The sequence below is a fragment of the Enterococcus sp. 9D6_DIV0238 genome, assembly GCF_002174455.2.
Taxonomy (GTDB): domain Bacteria; phylum Bacillota; class Bacilli; order Lactobacillales; family Enterococcaceae; genus Enterococcus_L; species Enterococcus_L dunnyi.
Genome location: NZ_CP147246.1, coordinates 947,970 through 959,850 on the forward strand (window position 1 = coordinate 947,970; position 11,881 = coordinate 959,850).

Annotated in this window: 14 protein-coding genes; 2 read left to right on the forward strand and 12 right to left on the reverse strand. The window is 38.8% G+C overall.

Going from position 1 to position 11,881, the window contains the following annotated elements; translation table 11 throughout:
- Positions 1–3 precede the first annotated feature (3 nt).
- The 10 genes from A5889_RS04470 to yidD all read right to left on the reverse strand — a co-directional run bounded on the left by A5889_RS04470 (position 4) and on the right by yidD (position 8,319).
- A complete protein-coding gene (locus tag A5889_RS04470; RefSeq protein WP_087641268.1) occupies positions 4–756 on the reverse strand; it encodes a class D sortase in 753 nt (250 codons plus the stop codon).
- 1 nt (position 757) lies between these two features.
- Complete coding sequence (locus A5889_RS04475) at positions 758–1,336, reverse strand: hypothetical protein (protein ID WP_087641267.1); 579 nt, start codon at positions 1,334–1,336, stop codon at positions 758–760.
- 243 nt (positions 1,337–1,579) lie between these two features.
- Positions 1,580–2,233 carry a CBS domain-containing protein gene (locus tag A5889_RS04480; protein ID WP_087641266.1) on the reverse strand — a complete coding sequence of 218 codons (654 nt, stop codon included), beginning with the start codon at positions 2,231–2,233 and terminating at the stop codon, positions 1,580–1,582.
- 4 nt (positions 2,234–2,237) lie between these two features.
- Positions 2,238–2,939: an ABC transporter ATP-binding protein gene (locus A5889_RS04485; RefSeq protein ID WP_087641265.1), complete on the reverse strand. Its 702-nt coding sequence runs from the start codon at positions 2,937–2,939 to the stop codon at positions 2,238–2,240.
- Positions 2,939–3,715, reverse strand: a complete 777-nt coding sequence (locus tag A5889_RS04490; RefSeq protein ID WP_087641264.1) for an ABC transporter ATP-binding protein — start codon at positions 3,713–3,715, stop codon at positions 2,939–2,941. The genes A5889_RS04485 and A5889_RS04490 overlap by 1 nt, the downstream gene beginning before the upstream one ends.
- Entirely contained in the window at positions 3,696–4,664 is a 969-nt protein-coding gene (locus A5889_RS04495) for a branched-chain amino acid ABC transporter permease (protein ID WP_087641263.1), read from the reverse strand. The genes A5889_RS04490 and A5889_RS04495 overlap by 20 nt, the downstream gene beginning before the upstream one ends.
- A gap of 10 nt (positions 4,665–4,674) precedes the next feature.
- Entirely contained in the window at positions 4,675–5,553 is an 879-nt protein-coding gene (locus A5889_RS04500) for a branched-chain amino acid ABC transporter permease (protein WP_087641262.1), read from the reverse strand.
- Between the two features lie 108 nt (positions 5,554–5,661).
- Positions 5,662–6,828, reverse strand: coding sequence for an ABC transporter substrate-binding protein (locus A5889_RS04505; protein ID WP_087641261.1), 1,167 nt, complete (start codon positions 6,826–6,828; stop codon positions 5,662–5,664).
- Positions 6,829–7,128: 300 nt separating this feature from the next.
- Entirely contained in the window at positions 7,129–8,013 is an 885-nt protein-coding gene (locus A5889_RS04510; RefSeq protein ID WP_087641260.1) for an ROK family protein, read from the reverse strand.
- Between the two features lie 15 nt (positions 8,014–8,028).
- Complete coding sequence (gene yidD / locus A5889_RS04515; RefSeq protein ID WP_087641259.1) at positions 8,029–8,319, reverse strand: membrane protein insertion efficiency factor YidD; 291 nt, start codon at positions 8,317–8,319, stop codon at positions 8,029–8,031.
- Between the two features lie 200 nt (positions 8,320–8,519).
- Between yidD and A5889_RS04520 the strand changes: the two genes are divergently transcribed.
- On the forward strand, positions 8,520–8,669 hold the full coding sequence (locus tag A5889_RS04520; protein ID WP_087641258.1) for an SPJ_0845 family protein: 150 nt from the start codon (positions 8,520–8,522) through the stop codon (positions 8,667–8,669).
- Positions 8,670–8,711: 42 nt separating this feature from the next.
- Here the strand turns inward: A5889_RS04520 and yihA are convergent, their stop codons facing one another.
- Both yihA and clpX read right to left on the reverse strand, forming a co-directional pair.
- A complete protein-coding gene (gene yihA, locus A5889_RS04525; RefSeq protein ID WP_087641257.1) occupies positions 8,712–9,293 on the reverse strand; it encodes a ribosome biogenesis GTP-binding protein YihA/YsxC in 582 nt (193 codons plus the stop codon).
- A 116-nt stretch (positions 9,294–9,409) separates the two neighbouring features.
- Complete coding sequence (gene clpX / locus A5889_RS04530) at positions 9,410–10,660, reverse strand: ATP-dependent Clp protease ATP-binding subunit ClpX (RefSeq protein ID WP_087641256.1); 1,251 nt, start codon at positions 10,658–10,660, stop codon at positions 9,410–9,412.
- A gap of 189 nt (positions 10,661–10,849) precedes the next feature.
- Here clpX and A5889_RS04535 point away from each other — a divergent pair, with 189 nt between their 5' ends.
- Positions 10,850–11,878, forward strand: coding sequence for a lactonase family protein (locus A5889_RS04535; protein WP_087641255.1), 1,029 nt, complete (start codon positions 10,850–10,852; stop codon positions 11,876–11,878).
- The last annotated feature ends 3 nt before the right edge of the window (positions 11,879–11,881 follow it).

The window sequence follows — 11,881 nt, forward strand, 5'->3', positions numbered from 1 at the left end:
TTTTTATGATTTTTCATCAATAATCGGTCCAGACACATAATCTGCAGAAACAAATACACGTTCTGGTGTTAAGCCAATCGCATCCAATGGATAGCAGGTGTATAAAATCAGTGAACGTTTCGTACGGTCACCTAGCTTCGTATTGATTGATGGATCTTTATAATTCGCAATTTTGACTTCCGTTACTTGATATGTATAATCCCCATAATGAGTATGAACCTTGACTTCATCTCCTGGCTCTAAATAATAGATTTTCCCGAAAGAAGGCATATTATGCCCGCCGATCAATGTTGTTCCTAAATCTCCTGGAATCATACTGCCAATGTATTGACCTGCGCCTAAACGCAAAATTTCTTCACTATCTCCATAATATAGTGGTTCATTAATCCCAACTTTATCAATAACAACTTCTCCAAACTGATCTCCGCCTGTCGGATAGACGACGGTCGTGGATGCTAAAGCTTCTGTTCCAGAGGCTTGAGTCGTTCCTGTTTGGTCAGCTGTTTGTCCTGTTTCGGTCTGTGCAGAATCTGTCGACTGGTTGTTTGATGCTTGCTTTTTTTCTTGACTTCTTTCGGCAAACAGGTTGTTTCCTTTTTGTTCAAAAGAAGGAGCATCATTCAACGAAATCAATTCGACAGCAGAAGAAGCAAAATTAATGACAGGTGCACCAATAATATATATGGTTAAATAGCCAAAAAACATAAAGAGAAGAGGCACATAAATAAATGCCCCTACTCTTTTTAATTTTTTCATATTAAGCTAGTTTATTCTTTCTGCTCACAAATACTGCACCTGCTGCAGCAACGATTAGTGAACCAAAAGTAATTCCGCTAAGTACGTAATTTGAGCCTGTATTTTTTACTGGTGTTCCAGTGCTATATACAGGTGCTCCTTTAGTGTCAGTGATAGTCACTGCTGAATAGCTTCCGCCAGCACCAAAAGTGATTTTCACACCTACTGCATTTCCAGCCGCAACAACATAGCTCTGCAACTGAGAAATCACGTTTGCTGGTAATAATCTAAGCGCATCTCCAAGTGTATTTGCACCAGAAGCATCTACAGAAACACCTTCGACTAGCGCACGCGCAGCTTGAATGTTTTTGATTGCTTCATCTGCTTGAGCTTGTGTCAAATCAACACGTTTCAAGTGGTTTTCTGCTGCATTGATCTCAGCTGCACCAAAAGCAAATTTCTTACCGCCGATTGTAGCGCCAGCATTCAATTCATTAAGTATTGGCTGTTCAACTGCTGAAATTGCACCATCAGCCAACGCAGGAGTTGCAAAACCCAATACGATCACTAAAGCAACGACAAATCCGATAACTTTTTTCATTTTCATTCCTCCTTATCTTATATATTTATAATCAATTGCAGTAAAACTGCAACAATTATACCTTCAACAACACCTTATTTTTAAGGTTATAGAAGATCATATGTATCAGAAATAGTGCAACCACACACACCATTTATTCAAAAATACAAAAGTCTTCACTATTAAAATTATCATATGCATTTGCAATAGTCAAACGGTTTTCTCAGAAAAAAAACGTTACCATCACTTGACTTTGCTACTTTTTTATGTCTTTTTCGATACTAAAACTGCTTCAAAAACGTCATAGCCAGCTTTCTTTAGGATTTGTTCAATTTTAGTTGTTTCACGGCTTTCTATCTGAAGCTCAATAATCGTTTCTAATTCTTTTCGGTTGACCACAACTGTTAATATACTAAAATCATTTTCCGCCAATAATTTAGTGATATCTGCTAAGATCCCTTTATGATCTTCAGGGATTCGAAGCTGAATTCTTGTCCCGCCATCATTGTAGCCAGTGATTTTTAAGAAAGCATCAAAGATATCATTATTTGTAATGATTCCAACTAACTGTTCATTTGCATCAACTACCGGTAAAACACCAATATTGTTTTGACGCATTTGATAGATACCATCTTCCAAAGAAGCTTCTGGTTTGATCGTCTGAACTTTCTTTACCATCACATCAGCAACTGTTGTTTTGTTCAGTAGATAGTTTACTTCGTAAACACTTAAACTCGTTGCTTTAGACGGCATCGCAGATTGAATAGTTCCTTCTGTGATCAGCCCTACGATCCGTTCTTTTTCAACAACTGGTAAACGATGGATATTATTTTTTTTCATTAGATCGACCGCATCAAAAATCTTCATTTCCGGCTGTGCTACAATTAATGTTTTGGTCATAAAATCACTAACGCTCATGTTTTTACCCTCCCAAATATGCTTTTTTGACTTCTTCACTTTCTAATAGCTCTTTACCTGGTCCACTCAACACTACTTCTCCCGTTTCCAATACATAGCCTCTATCAGCAATTGACAGCGCCATTTTTGCATTTTGTTCGATCAGCAAAACGGTCGTTCCTTGTTTATTGATTTCCTGAATAATATTGAATATCTCCTGAATAAAAATGGGTGCCAGCCCCATGGAAGGTTCATCTAATAATAATAATTTTGGCTTAGACATCAATGCTCTGCCCATCGCCAGCATTTGCTGTTCCCCACCCGATAAGGTAGAGGCATCTTGATTTTTACGTTCCTTCAAAATAGGAAACCGTTCAAAAATCATCTCATAATCTTCCTTCAATTGCTTATCTTTTCTAAGAAAAGCACCCATTTCCAAATTTTCCTGAACAGTTAGTCCTGAGAAGACATGCCGACCTTCCGGCACTTGACAAAGACCAGATGCGACGATTTTTTGAGGAACTACTTTTTGGATTTCTTGCCCAACAAACGTGATCGTTCCGCTTGATGGACGATTCAAGCCTGAAATAGTTCTTAAAATCGTGGTCTTACCTGCACCGTTCGCTCCGATCAATGAAACGATTTCCCCTTCTTCTACTTTAAAATTTACATTGCGTACCGCTTGGATCACACCATAATGCACGGATAGATTTTCAACAGTTAACATTATAGTTCACCTCCAAGATAAGCTTCGATCACTCGAGGATCATTTTTGATCGCTTCTGGATCCCCTTCAGCAATGATTCTTCCATACTCCAGCACATAGATTCTTTGACAAACTTCCATGACCAAACTCATATCATGCTCGATCAGGACGATCGTGATCTGAAATTCTTTTTGGATTTTCCTGATCAGTTCAGTTAGGTCAGCAGTTTCTTGCGGATTCATTCCTGCAGCCGGTTCATCCAAAAACAATACCTTTGGCTGCGTAGCCAATGCACGAACGATTTCTAAGCGTCGCTGTTCGCCATAAGGTAAATTTTTTGCCAATGTATCGACTTTGTCTTCCAAACCGAAAATAGCCAGCAGCTCGTGTACTTTATCCGCCATCGCTTCTTCTTTTTTATAGAAAGTCGGTAAACGTAAAATACTGGATAGAATCCCTTCTTTATTTTTACTATTCATTGCGATCAGCACATTATCCATTACTGTTAAATCTTTGAAAAGACGAATATTTTGAAACGTTCTACTCAATCCCATATCAGCGATTTTATATGGTTTCATCCCATTCAATCGATGTTCTTTTCCAAGTACATCAAGAGTGACCGTTCCTTCACTAGGTTCGTAAACACCTGTCAAAAGATTAAACAACGTTGTTTTACCTGCGCCATTTGGCCCAATCAGACCAATTAATTCGTTACTTTCTAAGGTCAAATTTACATTTGATACTGCTGCAAGACCGCCAAAATTTTTCGTTAAATTACTAACGTTCAGTAGAGGCATGTGATTTCTCCTCCTTTTGTTTGAATAATTTTTTAACAGAGAATTCCCACGTTCCTAAGAGTCCGCCTGGTTTAAAAATCATGATGATAATCAAAGCTAATGCGTAAATGATCATTCTTAATGCACCGGCGTCTTGTAAGAACATATTCAAGATCCCTAAAACGATCGCTGAAATAAAAGTACCCGTCACACTACCGATGCCACCGAATACAACAATGATCAAAATGTCGATCGATTTCATAAAACCGAAATCTTTTGGCGCAATCGTTTGAACATAGCTTGAATAAATAGCACCCGCAACGCTTGCTGTAATAGCACCAATGATGAAGGCTGCTACTTTATATTTTGTCGTATTGACCCCCATGGATTCAGCAGCGATCTCATCTTCTCTGATCGCCATAGTCGCACGTCCTGGCCCACTGTGGATGAAGTTGACAACAACTAATGTCACAACCACAACAAAGCCAAACACCATCGGCCAGCTGACCATTGGAGGAATCCCAAAGATCCCCGCTGGACCATTTGTCAACTCTTTCATGTTGATAATAATGATTCGAATGATCTCAGAAATCCCCAGTGTTGCGATCGCTAAGTAGTCTCCTTTTAATCTCAGTGTAGGAATCCCAACAAGTAAAGCAACGATCCCGGAAAGTACGATCCCTAATAAAATACCGCTGAAAAAACCACCCATCGTCGGATATTTCACTGTCATGATCGCAGCACTATACGCACCGATCGCCATGAATCCCGCATGACCTAAGGAAAACTGTCCAGAAAAACCGATGATCAAGTTCAATCCTAACGCCAACATAATATTGATCCCGATCGTAATTAAAGTATACTCCGTAAACGGTGTAATCACACCAGTGATGTACAGCACATAAATAAAAGCATACGCACCAGCGGCAATTAAAAGCCAGATAAGATTATATTTTAAGTTCTTTTTCATGCACGCTCACCTACACTTTCTCTTTGATGTTCTTGCCTAAAATACCAGCAGGACGAATCAGTAAAATAATAATCAACAATGCATACACAACTGCATCTTTGTAATCAGAAAAACCAAGTGCAATGGTAATCGTTTCTAGTAGACCGATCACGAATCCCCCTAAAGCTGCTCCTGGAATAATACCAATGCCACCTAAAACAGCTGCAACAAATGATTTAAGTCCTGGTACGACTCCCATCATCGGATCGATCGAATTATAATATAAACCGATCAGCATACCAGCTGCAGCTGCTAGCGCTGAGCCTAAAGCAAATGTGAATGAAATCGTACGATTGACATTGATTCCCATTAATTGCGCGGCATCTGCATCAACAGAAACTGCCCGCATGGCTTTCCCCATTTTTGTCTTTTTGACGATCAACTGCAAGGCAATCATCAAGACTAAAGCAATCACTAAAATAAGTACTTGAATGTTTGAAATCTGAATAAAGCCTAGTTGATAGTTTTTAAATTCGATTGCTTGAGGAAATGATTTTTTTTCTGGGCCTAACCAATAGATCATCCCGTTTTGCAGTAAAAAGGAAACACCGATCGCTGTAATCAAGGCTGCGATCCTTGTTGATTTTCTCAAAGGACGATAAGCTAAAAATTCAATCACGACACCGATCACAGCAGCACCAGCCATTGATAAGATCAATGCTGGGAAAAAGCCTAAGTTTAATTTGTTGATAAAGAAATACCCCATAAAACCGCCCAACATATAGATTTCTCCATGGGCAAAGTTGATCAATTTTATAATACCGTAAACCATTGTGTACCCTAACGCTAATAGAGCATAGATACTGCCTAGAAAAAGCCCATTTACTAATTGCTGGATCACGACTTCCATAGTTTTCACTTCCAATATTTTAGAATAATTGTTTGTTTAAAGAAAAAAGAGGATGGACAAAACGTAAAAACTTGTCTCACCCTCTTTAAATTTGCTATTGATATTTTACTAAGGATTTACTGCTTCAGCAGACGTTTCTTTGCCTTCTGTCAATCCTAATACGACAGCTGATTTTTCAGGATTGTGGTCTTTATCCATTGTCATTTTACCAGTTACCCCAACGAAATCTTTCAATGAAGCCAAGCCTTCTGTAATATCTTTTGAATCAGCAGAATCTTTGTCTTCCATTGCTTGTTTCAACATGTAAACTGAATCATAGCCTAATGCATTGAACGCAGATGGCTGTTTGCTGTATTTTTCTTTGAACGCTTTTACGAATGGTTCTACTTTATCCGTTGCAGGTGCTTTCTCTGAGAAGTGTCCTGTGTAATACACATCAGAAACATTTTTAGCCCCGGCGATCTCAACTAATTTTTCATCACCAAAACCATCTGCACCTAGGATCGGTTTATCGATGCCCATTTCACGCGCTTGCTTGATGATCAAGCCCGCTTCTGCATAGTAACCTGGGATATAAATCGCATCGTAATCAAGATCTTTGATCTTCGTCAAGATTGCTTGGAAGTCTTTGTCACCTGCAGTGAATGTTTCTTCTTTAGCGATTTTTCCTTTGTACGTATCTTTGAAGGATTTTGTCAATCCAATCGCATAATCACTTGAATTGTCCCCAATGATCACAACATTTTTGGCATCCAAATTATCTTGAGCAAATTTTGCTAAGATGACCCCTTGGAATGTATCTTGGAAGCAGGCTCTAAAGATATACTCCTGCACCTTGTCATTCGCAACTGTGATACTGTCATCTGTTCCTGATGGTGTAATGACTGGCACTGCTGCTTTTGTCATATTCGGAATCGTTGCTTTTGTCGCACCAGAAGTCGCTGGTCCCACAACAGCTACTACTTTATCTTTTGCAGTTAGGTTGGCTGCAACTGATGTTGCTTCACCATTTTCAGATTTGTTGTCCTTTTCGATCAATTCTAATTTTTTACCAAGTACACCGCCTGATTCGTTGATTTCTTCAACTGCAAGCTTGATACCTTCTTTTTCAGCATTCCCGTATGCTGAAACATCGCCAGACAGCTCCATATTCATCCCGATTTTGATCGTATCTCCTTCAACCTTATTTCCACCGCCGCTTGCGCCTCCGCCAGCTGCTGGTCCACATGCTGCTAGTAAAAATAGACTGGCAAATAAAAAACTAAATTTTTTCATCTTGTTTCCCCCTTGAGTTTAAAAGTTGAACGGGCGTTTTTACCATTGAAAAAAACAACACTCGTACGACTTGAGTCTGTATTTCCTCTGAATAATTCTCCGTGCATATATAATTATTAAAGAGTATGTATACAAATATAATCAAAAACGAAAGAAATGTCAATGAATTTTCAGAAAATTTCTATAATTCAAATTATTGGAAAAAACTTCTTGTTTTAGTCTTAACTGATTTGACAATACGTCCAGCAAAAAAAAGGCAAAACGAGAAATCTCCTTTGCCTTTTTTTGAGTGATCAACGTCTATTGATTTTCATTTTTTTGATGCGTCGTTTGGAAATTTGCCGCTGCTCCAATCAAGTTTGCGTCATTATTGTATTGACAAGTCACGATCTGCGGAACAAAATCATTCAAACCAAACTGAGCAAGTTTTTTCTTCATTCGACGGTCGATTTCATCCAGCAATCCCTCTTTAGCTGAAACACCGCCACCTAGAACGATCATTTCCGGATCAAGTGAAAATTGAATACTAAACAGCCCTTGGGTTAAATAGTCATAAAAGTTATTGACCTCTTCGATCGCCAACTCATCTCCTGCTTTTGCAAACGCAAATACTTCTTCACCCGAAAAAGTTTCTTTCGCTACACCTTTTCGTTTACAGTAACGCCAAGCCATCTGAACTGCTGTTCCTAAGTGACTGAATGTTTTTCCCTGATCCAAGTACATCAGTCCAAACTCACCGCCATAAAGATGCGCTCCTTTGGCGATCTGACCTTTATGGAAAATCGCACCGCCGATCCCTGTCCCGATCACAACAAAAGCGACTTCCCGTTTTCCCTTGGCAGCGCCCTCATAAATTTCCGCCATCCCTGCACAGTTGGCATCATTTTCGATCGCTACAGGTAGTTTGAACAGCGCTTCCAATTCTTTAAAAATATTGAAGCCATGAATGTACGGTATCGCAGATATTCCGTTGATCATCTGTTTTTCTACATCCACTACACCTGGTGCACTCAACGCAACGCCTTCAACCGTAGTCTTTGTCTCTGTAAAAACAGTTAATAAAGACGCTTTCATTTCTTCCCATGTTTTCGGTGTAGTAAACTTTCCTTTATCAATGATCTCCTGACCATTCCATACACCATGTTTTACTGCTGAGCCGCCAAAGTCAAATGTCAAAATCGCCATCCTAAACACCCATCCTTATCTTTTTTTCTTATTCCTTCTATAATTATACGGACCATGATATTCCTGATCCGGATTTCTTTTTAAACTAAATTTTAATGGGACATAGTCGATACCGCCTTTAGTCAATGGATGGCAACGTAAAAATCTGGCTGTCCCCATCGTCACTCCCTTGATCGTTCCGTGTGTTTGAATCGCATCGATCATATATTGGGAACAAGTTGGATGATAACGGCAGCTGGCTGGTAGTCCTGGTGAAATAAAACGTTGGTAAAAGCGCACCGTTCCAACAAAAACATTTTTTGCCATTTCGTCCCTCTTTTCTCTATCCGCAAAAACTATACCCTGTTTTAACGCCGAATGCAAGTTTGCTGGAACAAAATAAAAACATTTTTAGATTCCTTTTTGACTCTGAAAAAGAAAACTATTCAAATCTCTAAAAGGGTGCTAAAATAGGGACAAGTAACTTTATTACATATCACTAATCAATGGAACGGAGAGAAGCAACGATGGGTTTAAAATTCGAACGAAAAGACGATTTAGATAAATTATTCGACGCTTTTGCGGTAGATCCTAAAAAAATCGAAATGCCTAAAGAAGAACTAGAAAAGCAAGAAGCTAAAGCTGAGCAAAATGAAGAACAGAAAAAAGAGCAATAAAAAGAAAGCTTTGACAACTCTTTCGAGAAGTCAAAGCTTTTTTTATAAATATTTTTCAATCGCCTGCCAAGCTTCTTCCTTGCCTTCTTTCGTTTGGGAAGAAAAAAGAATGAAGTCGTCAGACTTATCGAAATTCAATGCTTTCTTGATGATACTTTCGTGTTTGTTCCATTTTCCACGAGGAATCTTGTCTTTTTTAGTTGCAACCACGATCACTGGAATTTCATAGTATTTTAAAAATTCATACATTTGAATATCTTCCTGCGTCGGTGCGTGACGTAGATCGACTAGTGAAACAACAGCTTTTAATTGTTCCCTTGTTGTCATATACGTCTCGATCATCTCACCCCATTTGGCCCGCTCAGTCTTTGAAACTTTCGCATAGCCGTATCCGGGAACATCGACAAAATGCAATGCATCTTCAATCAAATAAAAATTAAGCGTTTGTGTTTTCCCCGGTTTACCGGAAGTTCTGGCTAAATTCTTTCGATTGACCAACGTATTGATGAATGAAGATTTGCCAACATTTGAGCGGCCAGCTAGAGCAATTTCCGGCAATTCTGTTTCTGGATATTGTTTTGGCGAAACAGCACTAATAATAATTTCAGCATTATGAACTTGCATGTATTGACCTCCTAACATAAAAGACTAAAACGGAAGTTCAGCTCCGTGTCTATCCGAATAAGCTGAACTTCCGTCTCGTCATGTACATAACAATCAATGTTTTGTCTTGTAAATGATTAGCCTGCTTTTTTATCTGTTTTATCGTAGATGATCGCAGGTTTTCCGGTCCCGTCTGCTGCCATTTCTGTAATGATCACTTTTTCGATCGTATCATCTGAAGGCACATCAAACATGACATCCATCATGATCTCTTCAATGATCGAACGAAGTCCACGGGCACCAGTGTTTCGTTCAATTGCTTTATTAGCGATCGCACGAAGAGCATCCTCTTCAAATTCCAATTCTGTATCATCTAATGATAATAGTTTTTGGTATTGTTTCACTAATGCATTCTTAGGCTCAGTTAAAATGCGGACCAAGTCATCTGTCGTTAATTTTTCTAATGCCGCAGTTACTGGTAAACGTCCAATAAATTCAGGGATCAAACCAAATTTCAATAAATCCTCTGGAATGATTTGCTGCATGATACTTTCATCTTCATTGACTTTACTATTATTTGTACCAAAACCGATCGTTTTTTCACCTAAACGATTTTTTACGATTCCTTCGATACCGTCAAAAGCTCCGCCAACAATGAATAGTACATTCGTTGTATCGATTTGGATAAATTCTTGATGCGGGTGTTTACGTCCACCTTGAGGCGGCACACTGGCAACAGTTCCTTCCAAAATTTTAAGTAAGGCTTGTTGAACGCCTTCACCAGAAACATCACGTGTGATCGAAACATTCTCACTTTTACGAGCGATTTTATCGATTTCATCGATGTAGATGATTCCTTTTTCTGCACGCTCCACATTGAAATCAGCAGATTGTAATAACTTCAAGAGAATGTTCTCAACATCTTCCCCTACATAACCTGCTTCTGTTAAACTCGTCGCGTCAGCAATCGCAAATGGTACATTCAATGTTTTAGCTAATGTTTGAGCCAAAAATGTTTTCCCAGAACCTGTTGGGCCAATTAAACAAATATTGCTCTTTTGTAGTTCGACATCCTCAGAGCTTGACTTTTCTGATTGATTTACACGTTTATAGTGATTATAGACAGCTACTGCCAATGAGCGCTTTGCCTGATCTTGTCCAATAACATATTCGTTTAAGACATCCAAAATTTCTTGAGGTTTTGGGACATCTGTTAGTTCACGTACGGCTTCATCGTAAAATTCTTCATCAATAATCTCTTTACATAAGTCGATACATTCATTACAAATATAGACACCTGGTCCAGCAACGATCTTCTTCACTTCTTCTTGTGTTTTACCACAGAATGAACAGCGGACTGCACCATTGTTATTTGTATTATCGTACATGCATGTCACCTCTCTAAATTAAAAATGACTGTCCATACAGTCTTAAAACATAATAGCACAAAACAAGTGAAAATGCGAACATTGGATTTGTAAAGTTTTTATAAATAAAGCAATACTTATGTTATACTAAAATAGAAAAAATGATTTGCTGTAGCTTTACTAGACAGCAGTAAAAATGGAGGGAATTTCATGCTGGAACAGATTTTATTAGGAACATATACTCGTCGAGTAAGTAAAGGGATCTATCAAATTGCACTTGATACAGATCAAGGAAAACTTTCGGAAGCTTCCTTATTAGTAGAAGAAACTAGCCCTACTTACTTAACCATAGATCAAAAGGGTGCTCTTTTCAACGTGACATCTGTTGATGGAGAAGGCGGCATGGCAGCCTACAAAGCAAAAGACGATCATTTTGACTTGATCAACAAAGTAACGGAAGCTGGTGCTCCCCCATGTTACGTTTCAGTTGATGAAGAAAAGCAATTGGTTTTCGGTGCCAATTATCATCAAGGAATCATTCACGTTTATCGTATTTTAGCTGACGGCAGCTTGGAAGATGCGGATAAGATCATCCATGATGAACCTACTGGCCCGCATGAAAATCAAGACAATGCTCACGTACATTATACGGATTTAACGCCAGATGGTCGCTTGGCTGTTTGTGATCTGGGAACAGATCGTGTCTATACGTATGACGTTAGTGCTGAAGGTAAGTTATCAGAAGTTGCACAATACATTGCAGAACCCGGCACTGGTCCTCGTCACTTGGTTTTCCATCCAACGAATCAAATCGCTTATCTTTTTGGTGAATTGGACAGTACAGTGACTGTTTTAGCCTACAATGCAGCAGACGGTTCATTTGAACAAGTACAAAAAGTATCTACTTTGCCTGAAGGGTTCAACGAATTTAACGGCGGTGCTGCGATTCGTATTTCTGCTGATGGACGTTTTGTTTATGCGTCAAACCGTGGACATGATTCGATTGCTGTTTTTGCTACTTCAGAAGATGGTCAAAAGATCGACCGTATTCAGCTAATTTCAACAGAAGGTGAAATTCCAAGAGATTTTGACTTAGATCCTTCTGGTAAATTTGTTGTGGCAGCAAATCAAAATACGGACAATTTAACTCTTTATCGTCGTGATGAAGAAACTGGACTTCTAGAAATGATCCAAAAAGATGTTTATGCACCTGAGTGTGTTTGTGTCTATTTTAAATAAGAA

Bases quoted from the DNA above. Each gene is read 5' to 3' on its own strand.
- A5889_RS04470 (WP_087641268.1), bottom strand. From the start codon at position 756: ATGAAAAAATTAAAAAGAGTAGGGGCATTTATTTATGTGCCTCTTCTC.
- A5889_RS04475 (WP_087641267.1), bottom strand. From the start codon at position 1,336: ATGAAAAAAGTTATCGGATTTGTCGTTGCTTTAGTGATCGTATTGGGT.
- A5889_RS04480 (WP_087641266.1), bottom strand. From the start codon at position 2,233: ATGAGCGTTAGTGATTTTATGACCAAAACATTAATTGTAGCACAGCCG.
- A5889_RS04485 (WP_087641265.1), bottom strand. From the start codon at position 2,939: ATGTTAACTGTTGAAAATCTATCCGTGCATTATGGTGTGATCCAAGCG.
- A5889_RS04490 (WP_087641264.1), bottom strand. From the start codon at position 3,715: ATGCCTCTACTGAACGTTAGTAATTTAACGAAAAATTTTGGCGGTCTT.
- A5889_RS04495 (WP_087641263.1), bottom strand. From the start codon at position 4,664: ATGAAAAAGAACTTAAAATATAATCTTATCTGGCTTTTAATTGCCGCT.
- A5889_RS04500 (WP_087641262.1), bottom strand. From the start codon at position 5,553: ATGGAAGTCGTGATCCAGCAATTAGTAAATGGGCTTTTTCTAGGCAGT.
- A5889_RS04505 (WP_087641261.1), bottom strand. From the start codon at position 6,828: ATGAAAAAATTTAGTTTTTTATTTGCCAGTCTATTTTTACTAGCAGCA.
- A5889_RS04510 (WP_087641260.1), bottom strand. From the start codon at position 8,013: ATGGCGATTTTGACATTTGACTTTGGCGGCTCAGCAGTAAAACATGGT.
- yidD (WP_087641259.1), bottom strand. From the start codon at position 8,319: ATGGCAAAAAATGTTTTTGTTGGAACGGTGCGCTTTTACCAACGTTTT.
- A5889_RS04520 (WP_087641258.1), top strand. From the start codon at position 8,520: ATGGGTTTAAAATTCGAACGAAAAGACGATTTAGATAAATTATTCGAC.
- yihA (WP_087641257.1), bottom strand. From the start codon at position 9,293: ATGCAAGTTCATAATGCTGAAATTATTATTAGTGCTGTTTCGCCAAAA.
- clpX (WP_087641256.1), bottom strand. From the start codon at position 10,660: ATGTACGATAATACAAATAACAATGGTGCAGTCCGCTGTTCATTCTGT.
- A5889_RS04535 (WP_087641255.1), top strand. From the start codon at position 10,850: ATGCTGGAACAGATTTTATTAGGAACATATACTCGTCGAGTAAGTAAA.